The sequence below is a fragment of the Lysinibacillus sp. FJAT-14745 genome, assembly GCF_001275675.1.
Classification (GTDB): Bacteria; Bacillota; Bacilli; order Bacillales_A; family Planococcaceae; genus Lysinibacillus.
The window spans coordinates 233,311-258,475 of record NZ_LITM01000002.1 but is presented as its reverse complement, the minus strand read 5'-3'; the positions used below and the strand labels follow the sequence as shown (position 1 = coordinate 258,475).

General features: G+C 36.6%; 27 protein-coding genes. 25 read left to right on the top strand and 2 right to left on the bottom strand.

The features are described from left to right. The first annotated feature begins 372 nt into the window (after positions 1–372). A complete protein-coding gene (locus tag AMS59_RS02765) occupies positions 373–591 on the top strand; it encodes a hypothetical protein (RefSeq protein ID WP_053482234.1) in 219 nt (72 codons plus the stop codon). 367 nt (positions 592–958) lie between these two features. On the opposite strand, the gene AMS59_RS02760 is transcribed toward AMS59_RS02765, so the two are convergent. Next, complete coding sequence (locus tag AMS59_RS02760; protein ID WP_053482233.1) at positions 959–1,825, bottom strand: pentapeptide repeat-containing protein; 867 nt, start codon at positions 1,823–1,825, stop codon at positions 959–961. 251 nt (positions 1,826–2,076) lie between these two features. On the opposite strand from AMS59_RS02760, the gene AMS59_RS02755 reads away from it, so the two are divergent. The 21 genes from AMS59_RS02755 (at position 2,077) to AMS59_RS02655 (ending at position 21,093) form a co-directional block, all read left to right on the top strand. Then, positions 2,077–2,727, top strand: a complete 651-nt coding sequence (locus AMS59_RS02755; RefSeq protein ID WP_053482232.1) for a TetR/AcrR family transcriptional regulator — start codon at positions 2,077–2,079, stop codon at positions 2,725–2,727. Continuing rightward, positions 2,708–4,018 (top strand): MFS transporter, encoded by a 1,311-nt coding sequence (locus AMS59_RS02750; RefSeq protein ID WP_199777655.1) that lies wholly within the window; start codon positions 2,708–2,710, stop codon positions 4,016–4,018. Before AMS59_RS02755 ends, AMS59_RS02750 begins: the two co-directional genes overlap by 20 nt. Next, a complete protein-coding gene (locus tag AMS59_RS02745; RefSeq protein WP_053482231.1) occupies positions 4,003–6,321 on the top strand; it encodes an ABC transporter permease in 2,319 nt (772 codons plus the stop codon). Before AMS59_RS02750 ends, AMS59_RS02745 begins: the two co-directional genes overlap by 16 nt. Positions 6,322–6,324: 3 nt before the next feature. Then, positions 6,325–7,083: an ABC transporter ATP-binding protein gene (locus tag AMS59_RS02740; RefSeq protein WP_053482230.1), complete on the top strand. Its 759-nt coding sequence runs from the start codon at positions 6,325–6,327 to the stop codon at positions 7,081–7,083. A 593-nt stretch (positions 7,084–7,676) separates the two neighbouring features. Then, the gene (locus AMS59_RS02735; RefSeq protein ID WP_053482229.1) at positions 7,677–8,228 is read left to right on the top strand and encodes a sigma-70 family RNA polymerase sigma factor; all 552 of its coding nucleotides are present in this window, start codon (positions 7,677–7,679) and stop codon (positions 8,226–8,228) included. Between the two features lie 11 nt (positions 8,229–8,239). Further along, complete coding sequence (locus tag AMS59_RS02730) at positions 8,240–9,241, top strand: DUF4179 domain-containing protein (protein WP_053482228.1); 1,002 nt, start codon at positions 8,240–8,242, stop codon at positions 9,239–9,241. Between the two features lie 647 nt (positions 9,242–9,888). Next, positions 9,889–10,659 carry a hypothetical protein gene (locus tag AMS59_RS02720; protein ID WP_053482226.1) on the top strand — a complete coding sequence of 257 codons (771 nt, stop codon included), beginning with the start codon at positions 9,889–9,891 and terminating at the stop codon, positions 10,657–10,659. After that, positions 10,656–11,012 (top strand): GntR family transcriptional regulator, encoded by a 357-nt coding sequence (locus AMS59_RS02715; protein ID WP_053482225.1) that lies wholly within the window; start codon positions 10,656–10,658, stop codon positions 11,010–11,012. Before AMS59_RS02720 ends, AMS59_RS02715 begins: the two co-directional genes overlap by 4 nt. Positions 11,013–11,022: 10 nt before the next feature. Beyond that, on the top strand, positions 11,023–11,718 hold the full coding sequence (locus AMS59_RS02710; RefSeq protein WP_053482224.1) for an ATP-binding cassette domain-containing protein: 696 nt from the start codon (positions 11,023–11,025) through the stop codon (positions 11,716–11,718). Positions 11,719–11,723: 5 nt separating this feature from the next. Continuing rightward, positions 11,724–12,647 carry an ABC transporter ATP-binding protein gene (locus tag AMS59_RS02705; RefSeq protein WP_053482223.1) on the top strand — a complete coding sequence of 308 codons (924 nt, stop codon included), beginning with the start codon at positions 11,724–11,726 and terminating at the stop codon, positions 12,645–12,647. Next, positions 12,625–13,563, top strand: coding sequence for an ABC transporter permease (locus tag AMS59_RS02700; protein ID WP_053482222.1), 939 nt, complete (start codon positions 12,625–12,627; stop codon positions 13,561–13,563). Before AMS59_RS02705 ends, AMS59_RS02700 begins: the two co-directional genes overlap by 23 nt. Positions 13,564–13,923: 360 nt before the next feature. Continuing rightward, positions 13,924–14,628: a glucosamine-6-phosphate deaminase gene (locus AMS59_RS02695; RefSeq protein WP_053482221.1), complete on the top strand. Its 705-nt coding sequence runs from the start codon at positions 13,924–13,926 to the stop codon at positions 14,626–14,628. Next, positions 14,625–14,891, top strand: coding sequence for an HPr family phosphocarrier protein (locus AMS59_RS02690; protein WP_053482220.1), 267 nt, complete (start codon positions 14,625–14,627; stop codon positions 14,889–14,891). Before AMS59_RS02695 ends, AMS59_RS02690 begins: the two co-directional genes overlap by 4 nt. Continuing rightward, positions 14,888–16,600, top strand: a complete 1,713-nt coding sequence (ptsP, locus tag AMS59_RS02685) for a phosphoenolpyruvate--protein phosphotransferase (protein ID WP_053482219.1) — start codon at positions 14,888–14,890, stop codon at positions 16,598–16,600. The genes AMS59_RS02690 and ptsP overlap by 4 nt, the downstream gene beginning before the upstream one ends. Positions 16,601–16,786: 186 nt before the next feature. After that, positions 16,787–17,380, top strand: a complete 594-nt coding sequence (locus AMS59_RS24010) for a LysR family transcriptional regulator (protein WP_082337358.1) — start codon at positions 16,787–16,789, stop codon at positions 17,378–17,380. A gap of 132 nt (positions 17,381–17,512) precedes the next feature. After that, positions 17,513–17,791, top strand: coding sequence for a LysR substrate-binding domain-containing protein (locus AMS59_RS24005; protein WP_082337357.1), 279 nt, complete (start codon positions 17,513–17,515; stop codon positions 17,789–17,791). Positions 17,792–17,837: 46 nt separating this feature from the next. Beyond that, positions 17,838–18,572 (top strand): sulfite exporter TauE/SafE family protein, encoded by a 735-nt coding sequence (locus AMS59_RS02675; protein ID WP_053482218.1) that lies wholly within the window; start codon positions 17,838–17,840, stop codon positions 18,570–18,572. A gap of 229 nt (positions 18,573–18,801) precedes the next feature. After that, positions 18,802–19,125: a YnfA family protein gene (locus AMS59_RS02670; protein WP_053482217.1), complete on the top strand. Its 324-nt coding sequence runs from the start codon at positions 18,802–18,804 to the stop codon at positions 19,123–19,125. A gap of 157 nt (positions 19,126–19,282) precedes the next feature. Further along, entirely contained in the window at positions 19,283–19,798 is a 516-nt protein-coding gene (locus tag AMS59_RS02665) for an RNA polymerase sigma factor (protein ID WP_053482216.1), read from the top strand. Beyond that, on the top strand, positions 19,782–20,393 hold the full coding sequence (locus AMS59_RS02660) for a zf-HC2 domain-containing protein (protein WP_053482215.1): 612 nt from the start codon (positions 19,782–19,784) through the stop codon (positions 20,391–20,393). Before AMS59_RS02665 ends, AMS59_RS02660 begins: the two co-directional genes overlap by 17 nt. Positions 20,394–20,679: 286 nt before the next feature. After that, the gene (locus tag AMS59_RS02655) at positions 20,680–21,093 is read left to right on the top strand and encodes a GNAT family N-acetyltransferase (protein ID WP_053482766.1); all 414 of its coding nucleotides are present in this window, start codon (positions 20,680–20,682) and stop codon (positions 21,091–21,093) included. Between the two features lie 91 nt (positions 21,094–21,184). Here AMS59_RS02655 and AMS59_RS02650 read toward each other — a convergent pair whose 3' ends face one another. Next, the gene (locus tag AMS59_RS02650) at positions 21,185–21,943 is read right to left on the bottom strand and encodes a trans-aconitate 2-methyltransferase (protein ID WP_053482214.1); all 759 of its coding nucleotides are present in this window, start codon (positions 21,941–21,943) and stop codon (positions 21,185–21,187) included. A gap of 341 nt (positions 21,944–22,284) precedes the next feature. Between AMS59_RS02650 and ytaF the strand changes: the two genes are divergently transcribed. The 3 genes from ytaF (at position 22,285) to AMS59_RS02635 (ending at position 24,702) form a co-directional block, all read left to right on the top strand. Continuing rightward, entirely contained in the window at positions 22,285–22,920 is a 636-nt protein-coding gene (gene ytaF / locus AMS59_RS02645; RefSeq protein ID WP_053482213.1) for a sporulation membrane protein YtaF, read from the top strand. A gap of 152 nt (positions 22,921–23,072) precedes the next feature. After that, positions 23,073–23,729 (top strand): DUF1232 domain-containing protein, encoded by a 657-nt coding sequence (locus AMS59_RS02640; RefSeq protein ID WP_053482212.1) that lies wholly within the window; start codon positions 23,073–23,075, stop codon positions 23,727–23,729. 25 nt (positions 23,730–23,754) lie between these two features. Beyond that, positions 23,755–24,702, top strand: a complete 948-nt coding sequence (locus AMS59_RS02635; protein ID WP_053482211.1) for an LCP family protein — start codon at positions 23,755–23,757, stop codon at positions 24,700–24,702. Positions 24,703–25,165 lie beyond the last annotated feature (463 nt).

Sequence of the window (25,165 nt, the reverse complement as noted above, 5' to 3'; positions counted from 1 at the left end):
GTTTTCACTTTTTTTCTATACTTTAATGGAAATTTATTGAATTTTTTATGGTCAACCCCAAGTTATGGTGATGAGCCCCTTTATTACACATTTTCCATTTCTCTACCACCTACTTCTCTTCCGTGCTACAATTATTTTACCTTCTTTCAACGGGTGTCCAAACATCCTCTGAAATAGAGAAACTCAGTCTTAGAACGACACGTCCTGTGATTGATCTGTGTGAAAGCGAAGCGACAGTGAAGTGAAAGCAACAACACATGACTGAGTGATCAACATCAAGTTGGCCTAAAGCAGATTTCAGACGCAATTATGCCGAGGTATAGTTGATTAGAAAGATAATTCGGTTAGTAAGGCAAGATGGGGGGAATGAAGATGGATAGTGACAAATACGGTAATGAAAGTAACGAAACCTACAGTTATAATACTTACAATATTTTTGCATATATTATCGGTATTCTATTTTCGCCAGTATTAGGGGTGATTATGGGAATTGTAGGTGTAACACAGCGTAAGAAAAATGCTTGGAGTATTATTATCATTTCAATTCTTAGTTGGGTTCTGAATTTATTCGTAATTAATAACTTTCTATAAATGCAGCTTTACTTAAATGGGGATTATATAAACATTGGGTGCAATTTTCATAATAAATTTTAGCTCCAACAATTTAGGGGGCTTGGCGTATTACATATCATAGCATATAGGTCCTTTTTTTATAACAGGAACACTTCTACATCTTCATATGTGGCATTGAACATCTATTTGAACAGGCAAAGCTATGGTTATGATTGAATCAATGCTCACAAGTATTACAGCTGCTTTGAATACTTCTGTGGTCTTAATCAAACTTTATTACAAATAGCGGTGTAAGCCGTTTGAAATACCATACATACTAGACAAAATAGAATTTATCTACAGTCTGAAGGGCAGATGAAATACGTTCATCTGCCCTTATTTCTAATTATTCAACCCAATGAGACGGACGTTTCAAGTGGGAGGGTAATTTTGTTTGAAGATTGCCTTGTGCTGAATTAATTTGCATTTGGGTTAAAAACATACTGCTAGAAAGATCTGCGCCGCGTAAATTGGTGTCACGTAAATCCGCACCAATGAAATCAACATTTCTTAAATCTGCATTTTGTAGGTTAGCGGCAATTAAATAAGATCCTCTAAGATCAGTTGCTCTTAAATCCTTGCCCTTTAAATTTTTTCCCATCCAATCGACTCCCCTATAGTCATACTTTCGAGAGTTTTTTCCATTAATCTTTTCGATAAGGCTTTGGCGAATTTGCTCACTTGTTTCTAACAGTAAACCATTCACGGGCAATCGGAAATTAGGAATATCTATTGCTAGTAATGCATCTGCTTCCAGTTCTGTTGCACGCTGTAGCTGTTCTAATTGTATGTGTAGCTTGTTAAATAAGGATGAATCAACCTTATAAGATAATGCCTCAGCTACGTAGGCAATCATTTCATAAAGTTGTTCCATAATCGGAAAGACGCGAAACATTTTCTCAGAAATTTCAGGGGATTGTCGCCAATCTTGTCCGTGGAAGGTTGTTTGTGAAACTTTTTGTCCTGCTCCTAAACAATCAAAAACTGTACATCCTTTAAACCCTTGATCTCTAAGTGTACTATGAATTTGACAGCTAAAATCCGATTGTAGATTAGGGCAAGGTGTCCCAGCTGCTTTATTAATGGCAAAGTCGCTAGAAGCAGCAATATTTAAAGCCGTGCAACATAGACCAAAACAGCTTTGGCAATCTGCCTGTAAGCTTTCACGTATCTTTTTTCCTATTGTATAATCTATTTTTTGTACTTCAGACATTTTTGTATACCTCTCTTAACACATAAACTTCTTATATTTAATTCTATCACTTATTATGCGTAAAAGGATATTTTAGTATGAATGAATTCTACATATTGAGGAGACTTCATTATTCGTTTCTCGTTTACCTTTAGATGATTAGGAAAATAAATTGATAGTTTTTTACAAAATCGGAACGCCTATTGACAATTAATTGTAAAGTGTTATAATTTTTATCGACAGACAGTCGGTCTAATGAAGGAGGAGTAAAAATGAGAAAAGAAGCAATGGAGCGTAGAAACGAAATACTTGATGTAGCTGATGAGCTGTTCGGTCAGAAGGGCTTTGATGGCACAAGTACTAACGATATTCTCGAAAAGGTTGGTATTGCACGGGGAACGCTGTATTATCACTTCAAGTCGAAGGAAGATATTATGGACGCGTTAATTGATCGATATAATACTCAAATTTTAAGTGCAGCCAATGGCATTGCTGCAGATAAGAGCATACCCGTTCACGAGCGTATTGTCCGTGTTGTAATGGCACTAAACATAAGTGGCGGAAACGGCAAGGAAATTATTGACCATATACATAAGCCTCAGAACGCGCTTATGCATCAAAAAATACAAAAAGTCATCATTAACGGCCTTCCACCGATATTGACGGAAATAATCCGTGAGGGGATTGAGCAGGGACTATTCAGTACGCCGTATCCGTATGAATGTATGGAAATGATTGTGGCCTATACGAATACTGTTTTTGATGATGATATGGTTGATATGACCGAGGAAGAACGTGCTGCACGTATACCAGCTTTTATATTTAACGTAGAAAGACTGCTCGGTGTCGAAAGCGGAAGTCTTATGTATATGATGAAGATGTTTGGCAGTGGGGGTGAAGAAAATGGAAACAACGATGGTTGATTCCAAGGGTTTTTTTAAAAAATTTCTTCTGCTTTGGTCAGGACAGCTAATTTCAGCAATAGGAAGCGGGCTTACAGCGTTTGGGCTTGGGATTTATGTTTTCCAGCAGACGGGAAAGGCATCTGCAATGGCACTTGTCACTTTACTTGCGTTCATGCCTTCGCTTCTTTTAAGCCCTGTGGCAGGAGTGCTTGCGGATCGTTATGACCGAAGACTTTTAATGGTGTTAGGCGACAGTCTTTCAGCGATAGGACTTGTGTATATTCTTATTTGTATGCTTAGTGGGGAAGTACTGCTATGGCAGATTTGTGTGGGAGTTACAATAAGTTCGGTGTTTTCATCGTTGCTTGATCCCGCATACAAGGCTACGGTTACGGATTTACTGACTGAGAAACAGTACACGAAGGCAAGCGGGTTAGTCCAGGTGGCGGGTTCTGCAAAATATTTGATTTCACCTATCATTGCGGGATTTTTGCTCACCGTTTCGGATATAAAGCTTTTGCTTGTCATCGACATTTGTACATTTTTTGTAACCGTTACATCAGCTCTTGCAGTACGTAAAGGGCTTGCTTCAAAGACATACGAACAGACGCAATCATTTTTCCATGAGTTCAAAGATGGTTGGCGTGCAGTTTCTGAAAATCGAGGTGTGCTCGTTCTTGTCATCATGACATCGGTGCTGACATTTTATCTTGGAATAATTGAAACACTTTCCATTCCGATGTTGCTTACTTTTACGAACAGCTCTGTAATAGGAACGGTGGAAACGGTTGTCGCTACTGGGATGCTCGTATCCAGTGTGATTATCGGATTTATTCCAATCAAAAAAGGATATGTGAAAATTCTTTCGTTTTCGCTGTTTTTTGAAGGAATATTTATGACGATATTCGGACTTCGGGAAAATATAGCTCTAATCTGTATTTCAGGTTTTTTCTTTTTTGCTATGATGCCATTTGCAAATTCAAGTTTGGATTTTCTTGTTCGTACCAACATTGATAATGCTGTTCAAGGGAGAGCGTGGTCACTTATTGGGGTAATTTCACAGTTTGGATTTGTAGCGGCCTATGCGCTTTCGGGAGTACTTGCGGATTATGTGTTCACTCCATTGCTAGTTGACGGTGGATTGCTTGCTGACAGCGTAGGTAAAATTACCGGTACAGGTCAAGGCAGAGGAACGGGCTTACTTATTATAATTGCTGGAATTTTATTAAGTATTACTTCATTCATTTTGTTTAACTTGAAATCAGTGAAAAAGCTTGAAAACAGAGGTGACGTATGTATTTCAGATTAATCCGTAATGACATTGCTAAAAGCAAACTGATAACGCTGACAACAACGTTATTTGTCGCTGCTGCGGCTATGCTCGTTTCTTTATCGGCGATACTTATGGTTAATCTTTCTGGTGCTATCGATTCACTTATGAATCAGGCGAAAACGCCGCATTTTATGCAAATGCACTCGGGGGATATTGATACTGTAAGGCTTGCGAATTTCGCGGAGCACAACAGCAATGTCGATGAATTTCAAGTACTTGAGTTTCTCAATATGGATAACGAGCAAATTATTTTAGGTGATCGTTCATTTGCGAATAATGTTCAAGACAATGGTTTCAGCATACAGAGTGAAAAATTTGATTATCTTCTTGATCTTGATGGAAATGTTATAAACGTTTCTGACGGCGAGCTTTATGTTCCAATAAATTATATGAAGGACCTCGCCATAAAGGTCGGTGATAAAGCTGTAATAAGCGGCAAGAAATTTACTGTAGCGGGGTTCCTCCGTGATTCACAGATGAATTCTATGCTGTCTTCCTCAAAAAGGTTTCTTGTCAGTCCGAATGATTACGCGGCAATAAAAGATCATGGAAGTACGGAGTATTTGATTGAGTTTAGACTAAAGGATTTATCGGCGCTAGGTGAATTTGAAACTGCTTATGCCTCCGCAGGCCTTGAAGCGAACGGACCAACGATTACATATCCGCTTTTCAAAACACTTAACGCGCTTTCCGATGGGATCATGATAGCCGTTATACTTCTGATAAGTGTTCTTGTCGTTGCAATCGCATTTATGTGCATACGTTTTACACTTCTTGCGAAAATTGAGGACGAATACCGTGAAATTGGTGTTATGAAGGCGATAGGACTACGTCTTTCCGACATTAAAAAAATTTACCTTGCAAAGTACACAGCTATTGCGGCTGGAGGTAGTATTCTTGGTTTTGCACTTTCGTTGATGTTCAAAGATTTGCTTCTTGAAAATATCCGACTTCATATGGGTGAAAGCGAAAACTCTTCATTTGCCGCGGCATTAGGAATAATCGGCATACTGCTTGTATTCCTTGCGATAATAGCCTATGTAAACGGAGTGCTAAGACGCTTTCGGAAAATATCTGCAGCAGAAGCAATACGCTTTGGCACTTCACAGGAAAAAAACGCAGGCACAAAGCGTTTTTGTCTGAACAAAAACAAGCTGCTTAACACGAATATTTTTCTAGGTATCAAAGATGTTCTCGCAAGGAAAAGGCTATATGCCACAATGCTTGCCGTACTTGTTATTTCAGCATTTATCATTATTGTTCCACAAAACCTTTACAACACGATTTCCTCAACAAGCTTCATTAAATATATGGGTATTGGAAACTACGATATTCGTATCGATATTCAGCAGACTGATCATATTTCTAAAAAATCTGCGGAAGTTTTAACATCTATGAACAGCGATAGTGCCATTGCAAAATATACCATCCTTACAACTAAGACATTCAAAACAAAAACGGAAGACGGTTCGGAAGAAAATATAAAAATCGAACTCGGCGACCATTCGATATTCCCAATTGAATATACTGAGGGCAGAGCACCCACATCAGAAAACGAAATTGCACTTTCAGCTTTGAACGCTGATGAAATGAGCAAAAAAGTCGGCGATGTTATTACGGTCGTGATGAAGGGGAAGGACATAAAGCTCACCGTGAGTGGCATTTATTCTGACATTACTAACGGAGGGAAAACGGCAAAGGCTGTTTTTACCGACACTTCGGAAAATATAATGTGGAGCGTTATTTGTGCAAAGCTTTCAAATAAATCTCTTATAAATGAAAAAGTCTCAGAGTATGCGGACAGATTTACTTTCGCAAAGATTTCCAATATTGATGAATTTGTGACTCAAACATTCGGCTCGACCATAAAATCGGTCGGAAAGGCCTCCATTGCCGCAATTGCCATAGCACTCGTAATAACAGTACTAGTAACGCTGTTGTTTATGAAAATGCTTGTCACAAAGGACAGATATTCTATTGCCGTCATGAAAGCATTAGGTTTTACAAACTCGGATATTACGATACAGTTTGCTTCGCGAGCGGTATTCGTATCCATTATCGGAATTGTTCTTGGCACTCTTCTGGCAAATACTCTTGGAGAGGTACTGGCAGGCGCAGTTATCACCTCGTTTGGGGCGTCGTCGTTTAGTTTTTCGGTCAATCCACTTTCTGCGTACGTGCTTTGTCCATTAATGATGGTATGCTCGGTACTGATCACAACAATAATTGGCACATCGGGCGCGGGGAAAATAAAAATATCCGAAAATATAAAGGAGTAGCATATGAAGAAGATTATAATCGGTGAACACATTGTAAAATCTTTCGGCGAGGACGATCAAAAGTGCAATGTTCTCGACGGAGCGTCCGTTGACATAAACGAGGGTGAGTTTGTGGCGATAATGGGACCCTCAGGCTCGGGAAAATCAACGCTAATGTTTGCACTAAGCGGCATGGACAACGTTGATGGCGGAAAGGTTATTTTTGATGGCAATGATTTATCGTCAGTCGGGGAGGTTGAACTTTCAGACATACGTAGAACTAAAATGGGCTTTGTATTTCAGCAGCCAACGATGCTCAAAAATCTAAATATTTTTGATAATATTATTCTTCCATCAATGCGCGATAACAGAAAAAATGTTGCAAAAATTTCGGAGAAGGCAAGGGCACTTATGAAGAGGGTAGGCATTGCGGAGCTTGAAATGCGCGACATTACTCAAGTTTCGGGAGGGCAGCTACAGCGAGCAGGGATATGCCGAGCGCTTTTGAACAACCCGAAAATCATCTTCGGTGATGAGCCTACAGGTGCTCTTAACTCAAAATCAGCACAGGAGATCATGGACATCTTTTCCGAAATTAACGCGGGCGGTACTGCAATCATGCTTGTCACTCACGATGCAAAGGTTGCGGCGAAGACGGATCGTGTTATGTTTATGCGCGATGGAAAAATCGTAAGTGAGCTGAAACTTCCGAAGTTTGACGGAACGAATATTGATGGCAGAGTGGGGCAAGTAACGGAGAAAATGAGGGAAATCGGAATATGAGTTGCTGTATCAATTAACACTCAATCTCACAATGAAGAATGTAGGATTTCTATAGTAGTTACGTACCGAGTTGGCAATAAATCATTGGTTTTAGAGCATCAAAAAATTTATTAGCTTGTGTCATTATGAAATGAAGCAGGGCGATTCTATTTGGTCAATAAGACTAAGGGATCGCCTGTTTTTTTAAGTAAGGCACAAGATGTTCTGAGAGTGACACTAATCATCTTTATTTAAGGAAATCTATCTTCTCACAGCAGTGAAACAAGCTGTTTTAGCAGGGGCTCTTGCTGATACGATTGAATTAATGGAAGTCGAAGAAACGCCCCTTGCTTATACCCAGAAAATGCGACGAGATTAAAAGTCAAAGTAGTTGGGAAATGGGTTAGATGTGACTTTCAAGATTTTATACTAGATTAATGACAACAATTTAAATCGAAAAAAATCAAAGGAAGAGCTCAATTTTTCTTTGCAATTCACTTAGTTTTTTAAGACAACGAATTTAATTTCTTGATATAAAAAAATGCTTTTTTGATAGAAATCATCTTCTTGTATACGTAATAAGAGTAGAGGGCCCTTAGAAGTGGAGGTGGAACATGAAAATTACAGAAAAAAATGTAGTGGAACAACTTATCATGAAAAATGAAAAAGCGTTATTTTTTATAGTCGATCAATACGGTGGCATCATGAAGTCCATCATCAAGAAATATCTGGGGAACTTAGAAAGTATTCAAGAAGAGTGCTTAGATGACGTACTTCTATTGATTTGGAATAACATTATGTATTATGACGACAGTAAAAATTCTCTAAAAAATTGGATTGGTGCTATTACCAAGCACAAGGCAATTGATTATCAACGACAATATAAAAAATTTCTCCTTCAACAAGAGTTTGAAGATCATATGCTCATCGATTTTAATCATGCCGAAACACAAGTAATGGCGAATATCTTAAGCAGCCAAACAGAACAGTTACTTTCATCTTTAAAAAAAGAGGATCAATTACTATTTTTACAGCATTATGGCGAACAAAAAAGTATTGAGGAACTGGCAAAAGCGCAGGGTATTCATACATCGGTCCTTTATAATCGACTATCTCGTGGGCGTAAAAAATTACGTGCGGTAATTAAAAATAAGTTACATGAATAGGAGGAATCTACGTGAAGGAATTATTTGAAAAGTTGAATGATGAAAAAATCAATTTCGAAGAGTTTGAAGAATCAACCTTAACAGATATCGAAAAAAAATCCATTAAGAAAAGAATAAAAAAGAAATTACATAAACGTCGTTCGATGCCGGTAAAGACGCTTTCAGCGGTTGCTTCACTTACCCTTATGGCAATTATTGCGGTGAACTCTAATTTTGCTCTGGCGAATATCCCGATTGTTGGGGAAAAATTAGAGGCTTTCGTTTATTCACAAGCAGATACACTCACGGATTTTAAAACGATTATTGGGGACTCTGTTAAAGATAATGGGGTAAAAGTCACGTTAAATGAGGTTATTTTAGATGAAGGGCAACTGCTTATTAGTAGTACATTCTATACGAAGTTAGAGAATAATGATTTAGCTTATAATTGGTTTTCAGATATTGATATATATATTGACGGCAAAAAGGTTGAACTAGGTGGTGGCGGTGGTCCACAAGAAATAACAGAGTCCTACATTCATTACTTTTGGACTGCGGATATTGGGCATATGGATATGCATAAAGAAAAAACGATGCGCATCGTATTCAATGATTTGAAAAGAAGCGATTCGGAAAAAGTGATGAAAGGGAAATGGTCGTTTAAATTTAAAGCTTCTGGTGAGAACCTCATCGCAAATTCAAAAAAAATCCCGATTAACCATAGCTTTACTTTAGAGAATGGTCAAAATATTGAAGTAGAAGAATTAATTTTAACACCTGTTTCTTCAAAACTAGTATATAAAATGTCCAATATTGTTGATGATGTATATTTTAAAATAGAGAATGAACATGGAGAAGCCATACAAGAGACAATCGGACATCATTTCCGTTTTGAAAACTATAATCGTTTTGAGGCATTAGAAGGTGGGAAAATTAAAATTATTCCTTTTATTTCCAAATTCGACAACTCCCAAGAATACATGCTCACTAATGAAATAATCGAACTTGACTTAGATGAAAAGAAGTTAAAGTAGTTGGGAAAATGGGTTAGATTTGGCTTTTATCACTGTGTTAGAAGCTTTTCTGTTAAACCAATGACAACAGTCTAAATATATATATTTTGGGAGAGCGAGTAGCGTTAACACTCCGCATTTGCGCTGATAAACTTTAACTTCTCCATTCAAGAATGAATAGTAAAAGGATTCATGCACAGTTTTGTGTGTGAATCTTTTTTTTGCTCTTTGCAAGGTGGATGTCGATAAAATTCAGAAGTTGGGTGATAAAACGTGAAAGTTTATCGATAAAAATTAAAAGTTGGGCGATAATTCCTGAAAGTGTTCCGATAAAACTAAAAAAGTTGGATGCCATTTTGTAAAACGTATGTCAGATGAAATGGTTGATTGGAGTGGAGACAGAATGCCCCCAGGAAGCTCTGCTCTGCGCGAAAGCAACAAATGTTTTATCTGTGCGAAAGCCTAGCGACAGTAACAAAGCGCCCAGTCAGTACGGAAATCACCCCCTCGCTTTGCTGAAAAGGCAAGAGGCATACGTTATTCTGCTTAAATTCATGAAGGAAGAGCCATTTAATTAGCGGTTCTTCCTTTTTTTGCATTTAATACTTGCAAAGTTAAAAGTCATAGTGTACTATTTGACTAGTACACTATGACACGAGGTGTTTACTTTGAAAAATTTTGCAGGGTTATTGAAAAAAGAATGGGTGCTTTATAGAGCGTGGCTATTTGTTGGGATTTTTATAGGGATCATGCTGTCAATTGTAGTTCCATATTTAATAAGGCGGTTTAGTGGTGAATTTACGATGGAAAATCAGCTGTCATTTGCCTTCTCAATACTAGTACTTGTATTAGGTGGATTTTTTTCGGTATTACAATTCCTAGCTAGTATTCGTCATGACTTAAAGACCAAAGAGATATGGCTGCATTCAACTAGTTCTATTGCACAGCTTGTAGGTGTGAAAATCGTATTTTCTTTAATAGGATATGCTATCTTCAATATTATCTTTATGAGTATAGCTATTTACAAAGTCAAAGATGAAATTGTAGGCAACTTCGCCCAAGTACTTTTATTGTTGTTATTTTTTGTAGCAATTATTGTAATTCTTCAATTGATGATGTTTGTAATAATGGTATTATTTTTAGCATTTAATCTCCAAATGAAACATTTAATTGGTAGATTTTCTATTGTTATCACTATGGTTACCTTTTTCTTCAGCACGAATTTATGGTTTAAATTTACAGAAAGTAAATTATATGATAATATTTTCCATCATATAGGGATACCATTAACGGGGCTGGAACAATATTTCCCGAAATTACTAACAATGGAGTCAACTTTAGGCACAATGTATGTCGTAGAAGAAGTAGCAACTATTATTTTTGTAGCCATCCTATTTATCACAGCGACAAAGTGGCTTGAAAAGGTGGTTTTACGATGACAATCGACTTTTCGCGTGATAAGCCTATTTATAGTCAGCTCGTAGATCGGATATGTGGGGACATTTTGAAAGGGAAGCTAGTGCTTGGAGATCGACTTCCTTCGGTTCGAGAATATGCAGTGGAAACAGGTGTCAATGTAAATACTGTGCAACGGGTGTATAAGGAGTTAGAAGCGATGAATATAACGGAAACCAAACGAGGTCAAGGTACATTTATTACAACCAATGAAGAGCGAATTGCGCTTTTACGCGAAGAAATGAAAAACCAATTAGCAGATCATTTTTTAACTTCCATTGAAGCGCTTGGATTTTCAAAGGAAGAGATGCTCGTTGTTTTACAAAATAAATCGTGAGGTGAAATAAATGCTACAGTTATCAAACGTTTCTTTTCGGTATATGAAAAAGCCTATTCTACAAGATGTGTCTTTTTCCTTTCCTGTTGGACAAATCATTGGGCTTGTTGGAGAAAATGGTAGTGGCAAGTCGACATTATTAAAAGTGTTGGCAGGTTTATTACGTCCATCTAGTGGTGAAGTATCGCTAAATGGAACACCTGTTACACGTAGAAGTGCTGATAAAATTGCTTATTTACCAGATATTGATTTGTTTTTTGATTTTTACACAGGTGAGCAGCTTTTTCAGCACTATGCATCTCAATTCGAAGATTTTTCGTATGATAAGGCATGTATTGTTGCAGAGTTTTTACAGGTTGATAAAAATATGAAGTTACGTCATTTATCAAAGGGGAACCGTGGTCGAATGAAAATGGCCGCAACTCTTGGGCGAGAAGTACCCTTTTATTTAATGGATGAGCCATTTTCAGGTCTTGATCCAATTGTTCGTGAACAGCTTATTAAAGGGTTAATTCAATTTACAGATATTGAAAACCAAACAATATTATTATCAACGCATGAGTTATATGAAGTAGAGCCTATTTTAGATCAAATCATTTTATTGCAAAATGGTTCGATCATTGCACATGAGGAAGTAGAGACGATTCGTGATGTCTCGAATAAGGATGCTGTGCAATGGATGAAGGCTTATTATAAGAAAGGGTGAAATGAATGACAACACAACCAATTGTTCAATTGCAAAATATTTCAAAAACCATTCGTGGTAAGCAGTTGATTCAGCAATTGAATATCGATTTATATCCAGGTCAAATTACTGGATTTTTAGGACCGAATGGTGCAGGGAAAACGACGACAATTCGTATGATGACAGGGCTTATGCGTCCAACTGAGGGGAAAGTCATTATTGATGGTCTTTCTTTACAGGACAATTATGAGGAAGCGATTAGTAAGGTCGGCGTAATTGTAGAAAATCCGGAAATGTATAAATATATGACGGGCTATAAAAACTTACTGCACTTTGCGCGTATGCATAAAAACGTTACAAAAGAGCGTATTGAAGAGGTCGTTAAACAAGTTGGCCTTGAGAAACGCATTCATGAAAAGGTATCAACGTATTCCCTAGGGATGCGTCAGCGTCTAGGACTCGCACAGGCACTACTTCATCGACCAAAATTTTTAATTTTAGATGAACCAACAAATGGTCTGGATCCAGCAGGTATCCGCGAGTTTCGTATGTATTTGCGTAAAATTGCGGAGGAGGATGGCGTATCTGTTTTTGTCTCCAGTCATTTATTATCCGAAATTGAGTTAATGTGTGATCGAGTGGCTGTCATACAAAATGGCAAGCTCATCGATATTCGTGATATCAACGTTGAAACTTCTTCGTTTTATTATATTGAAGCTACACCAAATGATCAGGCTGCAGCACTTCTACAAAAGCATGATTACAACTTTGTTACAGAAAATAATGGTTATGTAGTGGAAATAAAGAAAGAAGATATACCGAAAGTAATTTCGCAATTTGTTAATGAAGGAATTCAAATATTTGCCGTTCAACCGCATCAAAAAACGTTAGAGGATCAATTCTTAGAAATGACAGGAGGTGGCCAAATTGCTGAAGCTAATTCAAAATGAATGGATGAAATTATGGCATAAAAAAGGAACTTGGGCAATGATAGCGCTATTAATCCTATTTATTATTGGTCCTGGTGTTATGTTGAAATACTATGAAACAAAAACGACAGAGGATATAACGTGGCAGGAAAGTGAACAGAAGGCGATTAATAATAATAAAGAGATGATGAAAGATGACGGTTTATCGGCAGATGATAAAAAACGCTTCGAGGAGCAAATTGCTATTTCTGAGTATCGATTAGCAAACGATGTCCCGTCTCAAGAAGATGGAAGCGTAGAAAGCTTTATGTCATTTACAGGTAGCATGCTGACTGTAGTGACATTATTTACAGTTATTGTTGCAGCAAGTATTGTATCTAGTGAATTTTCTACTGGTACGATTAAAATGCTATTAACACGTCCAGTTTCGCGTGCAAAAATATTAACCTCAAAATTACTTACAACATTCATATTTGGGCTCTTCTTATTTGTTGTCAATGTAGTTGTAAGTGCACTTGTTGGACTGATACTATTTGGTGGTACAACTGGTGTTGAGCTAGAAATGGTCAATGGTCAGGTTGTTGAAAAAGCAGTATGGAATGACTTAGCATACCACTATTTACTTTCTGGCGGAAACTTTGTCATGTCAATATTATTTGCTTTCTTAGTAGGCTCAGTGTTCCGTTCAAGCTCTTTAGCGATTGGTTTAACGATGTTCTTATCTTTTACAGGTGGAATAATTGTGATGTTCCTAAGCAGATTTGAAATCGTTAAATATATTTGGCTAACACATTCAGATTTGACACAGTATGAAAAAGGCAATTTTATAGTAGATGATATGACAATGCCATTCTCACTCACAATCCTTGCGATTTACGCTGTTCTTTTCCTTGTGATCAGCTATATGTCCTTTATGAAACGAGATGTCACAGCATAAATAAAAGAATTATGAACTGTAGCCCAATTGGTTAAAGAAAAGCTTCCAATTGGGCTGCAGTTTGTTACAATGCTTTGACTATATTCATCCTGGAAATAAGATAATGTTTGGGCATGGAATAGCTTCATTGAATTTATAATATTAAGGAACTTCATTTCAAAAATAGTGTTTATTTTTTGTAAGAGTGGTAATATAATGGATAGCAACTCAATGAAAACGCTTTTTTTCTATTAAGTGGTCTAGACAACTATACCAAAAAAATATTGCAACAAACGGTTAAGGCTGGCAAGGTAATCTACGAAGCCTAAGAAATCGTATGCTAGTTAGTAGGTTTAAAAAATAAATAAGGGGGAATAGAAATTGAAACTGGAACGCTTTGCTTCAAAAGAAGATTTATACGCTCGTGCAGTAGACATCATCGTGAATACTAAAAATGAAGGCGCTACAACGTTCGGTCTAGCTACAGGTGGTACAATGGAATCGTTATATACTAAAATTTGTCAGACTAATATCGATTTTACTGATTGCATTAGCTTTAATCTAGACGAATACGTGGGACTAAGTGCTAAACATGAACAAAGTTACGCCTATTATATGCACAAACATTTATTTCACAACAAACCATTTAAAGAATCTTATTTACCGAATGGTTTAGCTGATCATCCTACAGAGGAAGCGGCACGCTATGAATCATTATTACAGCAGCTTCCATTAGATTTTCAATTACTGGGTATTGGACAAAACGGTCATATCGGTTTCAATGAACCTGGAACATCTTTTGATTCGTTGACACATCTTGTAACGCTTGAAGAATCAACACGCCAAGCAAATGCACGCTTCTTTGATTCGATTGATGAAGTTCCAACCGAAGCATTTACGATGGGGATTCAATCCATAATGCGCGCAAAGTGCATTTTGTTAATCGCAGTTGGAGAAGCGAAACGTGATGTATTAGAACGTGTGCTAGCATCTGAATATACAGAAGATGTACCAGCAAGTGTATTAACAAAACATCCAAATGTTGTCATTTTAACAGATTTACAAAAAGTGGAGAAAAAACAATGAACACAAAACAATTTACAGCAGTAGACCCACAAGGAATTCACGCGCGTCCAGCTAGCCAGCTTGTAGCAGCAGCAACACCATTTGCTTCTTCTATAGAATTGCAGACAGAACAAAGAACGGCAAATTTAAAATCTATTTTAGAAGTTATGGGATTAGCTCTAAAACAAGGTTTAATATTTACACTACAACTAGAGGGGGAGGATGAAGAACAAGCGTTTACTGCATTAACGAATTTAATTTCAGAAACGGGGTTAGTACAATGATACAACTCAAAGGTATTGCCGCATCTGACGGTATTGCCATTGCGAAAGCATATCGTTTAGTTCAACCGGATTTAACGTTTACGAAAATAACTATTCAGGATATTGATGCAGAGCAACAACGTTTAGTGGCAGCACTCGAAAAAACAGAAGAAGAGTTAGCCGCAATTCAACGGCTAACACATGAAAAGTTAGGCGAGGAAGAAGCAGCCATTTTCGGTGCCCATTTACTGGTCGTAAAAGATCCAGAATTAATTGGACCTATCAAACAAAAAATTGCTGATGAAGCGGTGAACGCAGAATATGCATTGAGTGAAATTTCAGCGATGTTTGTATCATTATTTGAAAATATGGATGACGAATATATGAGTGAGCGTGCTGCAGACATTAAAGATGTATCAAACCGCGTTTTAGCACATTTACTCGGTGTACATATTCCAAATCCAAGTAAGATTAGTGAACAGGTGATTATTGTAGCAAATGATTTAACACCTTCTGAGACAGCACAATTGGACCGTAACTTTGTACTTGGTTTTACTACGGATATAGGTGGTCGTACATCTCACTCTGCCATTATGGCACGTTCCCTTGAAATTCCTGCCGTTGTAGGGACAGGTACAGCAACGACGTCCATTCAAGATGGTGATTTATTAATCGTGGATGGTTTAACCGGTGATGTACTTGTGAACCCAGCAGAAAACGTTGTTGCAACCTATAGAAAAAAAGTGGAAAACTTTACTGTTCAACAAGCAGAATGGGCAACATTACTACATGGAAAAACGATTTCCAAAGATGGAGTTCAAGTTGAACTTGCTGCGAACATTGGGTCACCAAACGATTTAGAAGGTGTACTTCGTCACGGTGGTGAAGGAATCGGTTTATATCGTACAGAATTTTTATATATGGGACGAGAAAACTTACCGTCAGAAGACGAACAATTTACAGCGTATAAAATGGTATTAGAAGGAATGGAAGGGAAAGCGGTTGTCATCCGTACACTTGATATTGGTGGAGATAAAAATTTACCCTATTTACCACTGCAAGATGAAATGAACCCGTTCCTCGGCCATCGCGCGATTCGTCTATGTCTAGATCATCAAGACATTTTCCGCACACAATTGCGGGCATTACTACGTGCATCAAATTATGGTAACCTAAAAATTATGTTCCCTATGATTGCTACATTGCAAGAATTCCGTGACGCAAAAGGGATTCTTTTAGAAGAAAAGGAGAACCTACTTGCAAAAGGCGTAGCAGTTAGCGAACAGATTGAAATCGGGATTATGGTTGAAATTCCATCGACGGCAGTAATGGCAGATATTTTTGCGAAAGAAGTGGACTTCTTCTCGATTGGTACCAATGATTTAATCCAATATACGATGGCGGCAGATCGTATGAACGAAAAAGTATCTTATTTATATCAACCTTATAATCCGGCTATTTTACGTTTGGTTAAAATAGTCATTGATGCAGCGCACAAAGAAAAGAAATGGGCCGGTATGTGTGGTGAAATGGCAGGGGACGAATATGCTGTACCACTATTACTTGGTTTAGGTCTAGATGAATTTTCAATGAGTGCAACATCCATTTTAAAAACACGTTCCTTAATTAAAAAATTAGCTGTAGCGGATATGCAAGCATTAGCAACAGAAGCGTTACAATTAGCAACATCCGATGAAGTGTTCGATAAAGTGAAGCAAGCTGTTAACTAATTGTTTAAAAACAATGAGACAACATAATAAGTAGTTGAAGATACAAGAAATTGGGGATCTTCAACTGCTTTTTTAATTGTCCAATTTCTGTAATTGTTTGGTATGAACAGTCGCCAGTTTTTAGAAAAGGTTTCAAGAGGTAAATAGAATTCGATATAATGAATGAAAAACTGGAGAGGCTTATTTATGGAAACAGAATGGTTACGAACTTTTATTGTTGCTGCGAAAACAGAGAATTTTCGTGAGACGGCAGAACAACGTTTTATTACACAATCAACAGTTTCTAAGCATATTCAACACCTAGAAAAAGATCTACAAACAACACTTTTTGATAGACAGGGAAAGCATGTGAAATTAAATCATATTGGTGCTCACTTCCTTCAGCACGCTGAGAAAATGATGACAACGATTGATGAAGGATTACAAACTACAGTATCCCTTTTGAATGGCTATACGTCCCAGTTAACGATTGGTGTCGCACCACAAATTGCCAATTCCACATTGCCAGTAATCATTGATACATTTCAGCAGCAAAAACCTTCCATTCAAATAACGATTGAACTGTTAAAGTCCAATGAAATCGGGGAAGCGGTATATGCTGGCGTAGTAGATATCGGTTTATCAAAATTGACATCAACGCGTGATCTTCACACAGTTCTTCTCGCACAGGAACCACTGCAACTGATTGCTCCGATATCAAAAAAGGCGACAGATGCACGGACTCTATTACAGCAGGAAACTATTTTAACTTCTTTCAGTGGATGTCCAAACATCCACTGAAAGAAGTTAAAGCCTCCGGCGGATGTCACGGAATCGGAAAGGAATTCTTTGTGCAAAAGTACAAAGCCGATTCCGGACGCAATTATGCCGAGGCATAATTGATCGCATGAATATGCACCTTACTGGCAGGACATACAACAGGTGTTACAGCAATTTCCAAGCTATAAAAGTATGAATATTAATCAAACAGAGGTTATTAAAAACTTTGTTAAGCAAGGATTAGGAATTGCCTTTTTACCAAAGAGTGTAATTGAGGCTGAATCTCACCAGCAATTGCTGCATAGCTATTCGTTAAAGGAATGTTCCCATATCGTTTCGAGTACCTATTTTTTAACGAAATATGTATCAGTGGATATTGAGGAGTTTTTAGCAGTTTGTCATCTGATTTACAAAGACGCAAGTAAAAACTAGAGGTACTGAATCTGTGACTTACTATAAAAAAATAGAAGGTGTTTAGATGTATAGTTTAATTTCCAAAATAAGCCAAGTCATTAGTGATCCTATTACAGTATTTTTGAACTCCTATGAACATTCCCCATTCATTATTGCGATTCTTCTTGGATTAATAGGCGCTTTAGCTCCTTGTCAATTAACGGGGAATATGAGTGCTATCACTTTTTATGGAAATCGAACATTGCAAATGAAAAACAATTGGCAAGAAATTGTATTTTTTATACTTGGGAAAGTCGTCGTATTTAGTTTAATAGGTTTCTTCGCCTGGTTATTCGGTCAGTCCTTTGAAACTGAGATGACTAAGTATTTTCCTATTTTTCGTAAAGCGATTGGTCCGATCATGCTCATCACAGGACTCGTGGTAATTGGAATTTTAAAATTGAAATTTCTAAATCGAATTCCTATGTACATTCCGGCTGTGTTAAAAGAGGGTAAAATTGGCTCCTTTCTGATGGGTGCTAGTTTTTCCATAGCCTTTTGCCCTACGATGTTTGTGCTATTTTTCGTGTGGTTAATGCCAACAGTCGTAACCTCTTCGTATGGGATAGTTTTACCAGCCATTTTTGGAATAGCAACCTCTGTCCCATTACTAGTAATGCTAGGGCTTATTCATTTATTTGATGCAAAAAGATTCATTATGCGTACAAGCATGAAAATGGGACGAGTAATACAAATCGTAGCGGGTGTTATTCTGATTTTTATAGGCGTAGCAGATACGATTACATACTGGGGATTGTAATAAAGAGAGGAAGAAGTAAGAAAGAGTGTTACAAGTAAGGGGAGTACATAAAAGCGATATCTACTTTCAATTTTTCGCCTTTCTCCTGTTAAAATAAACAACCGCTAATAAATGGTTGTATAGGAGAAAGGCGAAATTTTTTGATTTCATTCATGGTAACGTGCTTTTATGTATAATAGAGCAGATAATGCAATTTTTCTTTTAAACATAAATAGAAAGAGTGAAAAAAATGATCAGTGCAACATTATTATTTATCCTCGCAGGTATTGGCGAAATTGGAGGCGGCTATTTAATTTGGCTTTGGTTAAGAGAAGGTAAACCATTTTATTGGGGAATTATAGGTGGGATTGCGTTAGCTTTATATGGGGTTGTCGCAACTTTTCAGACCTTCCCAACCTTTGGAAGAGTCTACGCTGCCTATGGAGGTGTCTTTATTGTCCTATCCATTTTATGGGGCTGGGGAATCGACGGGAAAAAACCAGACATCTTGGATTTCGTTGGAGCAGGCATTTGTTTGATTGGTGTTTTGGTGATTTTAATACCCCGTTCATGATAGGGAGATTGTTTTTATGAACCTTCACAATTTGAGTAAAATCATGATTGTGAAGGATTTTTTATTTAAATTAAAAAAATAATTGGGAAAAATAGATTTTTTTGTAACAAATCTTATTAAATATCTATATATAAGTGTCACGAGGGGAGGGAGGAAAGTGGAGAATTTAAGTGAAATTTACAAATCATATGCAGATGAAGTAAAACGGTTTCTTATTTGTTTAACAACTAATGTCGATTTAGCTGAGGAACTAACGCAAGAAACTTTTTATCAAGCTGTAAAGTCAATTGAGCGATACAACGGTGAATGTAAGATGTCTGTTTGGTTATGTCAAATTGCAAAACATACATACTATAACCATTTAAAAAAGGAAAAACGTTATAGCCATAGTAGTGTAGAACAAATGATGGAAATGGGGTTGGATGTTCCATCTAATTCGGAATTACCAGACGTGGAGCTTGCAAAACGTAATACATTTATTTCATTACATAGGGAAATTCATCAATTAAAAGAACCGTATCGTGAAATATTTTTACTTAGAACTTCTGTCAATCTTAGTTTCAAGGAAATTGGAGAGATATTCGATAAAAGTGAGAATAGGGCAAGGGTAACGTATTATCGAGCTAAATTAAAATTGGTAGAAAGGGTCCGAGGTGATGATGATGAACTGTAATATTATTAAGGATTTATTACCCTCATATATTGATGGCATTTGTAGTGAAGATACTACTAAAGTTGTTGAGGAACATTTACATCATTGTGAAGAGTGTCGATTGTATCTAGAAGTGATGGAGCAGCCAACAAATGATATTCTGCCAGAAGAAGTAATGATAGCAAAAGCGCCATTTAAAAGAATAAATAAAAAGCGTCGTATTCAAATCGTAATTTCCATTTTGATTACTTTTATTATTACAATAATAGGCTCTTTCGTTGTTCAAGAAGTCGAAGCTGTAAATCAAATCTTTTTTCCGATGAGTACTGCTACTGTAAATTTAACGGACGATCAGGAAGAATGGAATACATTATATTTTAATGACGAAGATTATTTAATGTTCGATAGTATTTTTTGGGACAAGGAAGTCGTTAATCATGCAAATAGTAATGGTAATGTAATTCTAAGAATTAAAGATGTAGATGGACATGTTGTGGTTGATGAAATTGAAATATCACCAGGAAAAAGCATAAAATTGGATGGACTAAAAAATAATATAAAATATTCTTTTGAAATGAAGGCTAAAAAAGGTCAATTTTTCATTAATGTAGTTTGAAAACTAGAAGTATGTTAAGAGTACTATGTAAAACCATTAAATTCTCAAAATAATATGGAAGAACGTATATTACCAAATGAAAATATACGTTCTTTTTTATTACTGCATAAAACCAAGGTTTATTCCTTGAATCTAATCAAAAAGTAGAATAAAGAAGGATTTTAAGAATTTGAATCGAATATCTTATAGTAATCACAAAATGTTTGGAGGTCGCAATTTTGCTACTTTATTTTTGATATATATCATCCACCTAAAAATTTAAAGAAAATTTAGGAGTTGATATATGATGATATACAAAAATTCTCTTGATGGAATTTCTTCTGAAATGTTGAATGGCTTTTTTGTTGATTGGCCGAATCCACCAAATCCACAAACTCATTTAAAACTGTTAAAAAACAGCAGTAAAGTGATCATTGCTATTGAAGAAAATTCTAATAAAGTAGTTGGGTTTGTAACAGCTATTAGCGATGGGGTTCTATCTGCCTACATTCCGTTCCTTGAAGTTTTGCCGGAGTATAAAAATAAAGGTATTGGCAAGGAATTAGTCAAACAAATGTTAAAGGAACTTGATGATATCTATATGGTTGATTTGTGTTGTGACGATGACTTAGTTCCTTATTATGAGAAGTTTGGAATGATAAAATCAAACGGGATGCTCGTTAGAAATTACGAAATGCAGTCTGGAAATTCAAACAAATAAATATAAAGAAAAACGCTTGGATATTTTCCAAGCGTTTTTATGTCCTAAAATATTCGTCAATACTTTTTGCGATTTCATGTATAAAAGACTGTTATTTTTTTATGGCAACAAAGCGTAATCTGCAATAATCAGCAATCCATTGATGATCCTGATAAAACTTTGGCTTTAATAATTCCTCGCATTTTGCATAAATTTGTTCTTTTTCAATTTCTGATAAATGCTTTAGCATATTATTACTGAACATCATTAGCCAATTACGTAACCCATCCTCGCCTTGAAGCGGTGTTGGGCGCTCGTATAATGTAATCATTTCAACTGTAAATCTAGCTTCCTCCAACTTCGACTGATATTCTTCTAAAGTTGGAAAATACCATGGGAAATATTCCTCAATATAAGAAAGCTTTAATTCCTCCATACTTTTTTGAAGTGCCCAAATAATAGCAGCAATATTACCGTGTCCACCCATTTCAGCGACGAATCGACCACCTTGTTTAAGAGCGCTGTAAATATTTTGAATGACTTCATCCGGCTGTTTCATCCAATGTAAAGCTGCATTTGAAAAGACTACATCGAATTGATTTGTCATATGAAGTGCGGTAGCATCCATTGTGTGAAACGTAATGTCTGGGTATTTTTGCTGTGCAGCGATAATCATGTCATGGGAGGCATCTATCCCTTGAACAGTGGCGCCAAGAGCAGCAATTTCATGGGCTAAATCACCTGTGCCACAGCCGACATCTAAAATTCTTTCATTTTTTTGTGGTGCAAGCAAATCCACTAAGCTTCCTCCAAATTTTGAAACAAAGTCATGCTTTTGATCATATAAATTGGCATTCCACGTTGTTGTCATTGTCCCTCAGCTCCTTTGTTTGAGCATAACAGAGAGTTTTATTGAACAGAAATGCGTAAAATGATCAGTTTTGATTCCGAATTGGAATATAGGGGGGATAAACGCTGTAATAATACAATTCCTCTTCTGATCAATATCCATTGACTCAATCGGCTCATAGAAAGCTCTGCTGGAATGTAATCAACCCCACTTTACGATGATAAGCCAATATTTTTTTATAAATTCGCATACTTTATTGTGTTACCAAAATAATGTTGTTTTTTTGTCAACAATTTTCGGATAAATAGGCACCATTTGTCAACACGAATAATAAAATATAAAAAAATAAGGGGTGTGGTTGAGTGAATTGGTTAATCATTGTGGCTTTTACTTTTTCATCCAGTATTGATAATTTAGGTGTCGGACTTTCTTACGGGATTCGGAAGATAAATGTTAGATTTGATAAAAATATTTTAATCTCGGTCATTTGTTTTCTTATGAGTATGGGAGGCATTTCATTTGGTGTATGGATGTCAAAAATTCTTCCAGGTATACTTCCCGTGGTCATCGGAGCGTTATTATTATTTATCATCGGCATTCGGATTATTCTTTTGGCTAAACCGCGGAAACAAGAAACTTCAAAAGTGGATAGTAACAATGAAATGCAGTCCAATAATAATGTTCAAGATATTTTAAGAAATCCCGAGGAAGCACAATTCAATAAGTCTGGGGAAATTGGATGGGGAGAAGCTGTACTTCTCGGCATTGCCTTATCGGCGAATGCCCTTACGAATGGGGTAGGTGCAGGTTTACTCGGTCTTTCGCCGCTTGTCATCTCGATACTTGCTGCAATTGGGAGTTTTATTACGGTTTGGTTAGGTGTTAGTTTAGGAAGTAAAGTAGCGGATGTTCGGATCGGCACATTTACTGTAGGGCAAGTTGGAACAATTATTAGTGGAGTAATGTTGTTAATAATTGCTTTTGCTGCTTTCTTTTAACTTATTTCAGCAGATGCAATTATGTCGAGCCGCGTCAATGTTTTGGGCGTTGACAAAATGTCAACATAATTATACACTTCTTGAGAATGATAATTTCATATTAGATAACGGCTTTAAGTCACGTTAGTCACTGTAAGAAGGGAGAATCGAAAATGGCTGAACAGAGAAACAGTAATACACTTGGTTTATTGCTGAGAGAGTTATTGAAAGAACGTTCATTATCTATGCGGAAGTTTAGTGAACTCACTGGAATCGATACAGCTACGATCTCACGGATAATAAATGATAAGAGAAAGGCGACAGCACAACATTTAGAAAAATTTGCTGACTGCCTTGAAGTTCCTTTAATCAATCTTTTTGAAGCAGCAGGATACCCGATTGAACAGAAACAAGAGGAGTCAGATTCAGATTCAGATATTCATACGTCTGTTGACGCAATACAAGCTCTTCTTAAATCTTCAAATGTTTACGATGATCAATTTTCGGTATCACATGTTGAACAGAAACTAGAAAGCTATGGATTATATGCACAAACAGAAGAAGGTAAAAATACGATCCTTAAGGATTTTGATGAAAAAATTAAGAGTGTAGGAAGCATAGGCCCATTTATAAGTAAATTAAGAGAGCTATATGAGAAATTCACATTGGGAAAAGGAACACTTTTTGAACTAACCGTAATCGGAAGTACATTATTATATTTTATTATTCCAGTAGATGTAATACCGGATTATTTATTTCCTATTGGTTATTTAGACGATGCAATAGCTGTACAACTTACTACAAAGGCGTTACTAAAAAAAATAACTTAAAGTTAAATGATAGGTGGATTGATTTATGAGAAGAAGCAAAAAGAGCCGTAAATGGCTAAGGAATTTGTTCTTAGCATTCGCATTAGTAATCGTAGCAGGGATTATTTATGGGGTTTATCAATACAATAGCGGATTGGCTATGGCAGACGATAGTCATATAAAAAATAACGAAAAGGCGTTTGACCCATTTGAAGGTGCGGATGTGCAATTTGGTCAGATTAATGTGCTATTAATGGGAAGTGACGCTAGAGATGAGGATGGTAGATCGGATTCGTTAATGATTGCACACTATGATCAAACGACAAATGATGTCAAACTTGTTTCGATTATGAGGGATACGTATGTCGACATCCCAGATCACGGAATGAATAAAATAAATGCTGCTTTTGCTTTAGGGGGTCCTGAACTTGTAAGGAAAACAATTAAGCAAAATTTCGATATTGATGTAAATTATTACGCTCTTGTGGATTTTAAAGGGTTCCCTAAAATAGTAGATCTGTTAGCACCGGATGGGATTAAGGTTGATATTCCTTATGAAATGTCCCATGGAATTGGTATGACATTACATCCTGGGGAACAAGTTTTACATGGTAACGAGTTATTAGGCTACGTACGATTCCGCCATGATCGCTTAAGTGATTTTGGGCGAGTGGAACGCCAGCAAGAGGTTTTGGGTAAGGTGAAAGAACAAATCGGTGTTTCAAGTTTAATGAATTTACCAAAAATACTTGGCGTTGCAGATTCATACTTTGATACGAATGTTGATAATAAAACAATCCTTACAATTGCAAAAGGGTTAATAAACGGTAAATCTAAAGGTATGGACACTTTACGAATTCCTGTTGCAGATTCTTATAAAGACAAACGTGTCAATGTAGGTGACGTCTTGGATATTGATTTAGATAAGAATAAAAAGGCATTAAAAGAGTTTTTATCATCTAAGGACAATGAAACAGATAAGGTTTCATCTTAGGAGTCAAAGTATCAAACTAATTAAGTAGTTAGCAGGCAATACACAAAAAAATTAGAGTATGTTTTGAACAATTATTTCAAAACATACTCTTTTGTTATTTTATGGGTTCCTTTTCGAGAAAAGTGCTACATCATTCTAACTATTGGAGATTTTTTTATGCAAATTACATTATCTTAAGGTTCGTGAAAATTCTCATATTAACTGATGAGCTAAATCACTTTTGTTACATCCAACATTAAGTAAACAAATCCACTAAACTTCCTCCAAATTTTAAACTAAGTCATGTTTTTAATCATATAGAAAGGGGAGACGGCAATTTAACGTTTAGTTTCGATGAGCCGTATCACAAGTAAATGAGGTTTTTGATAGAATTAATTAATGAGATGACAGGTGTGTTGATTAACCATTTTTATACATCCAAAGAGGCTGATTTCCGCTACGGGCTACTCGCTTTCCTGCGGGC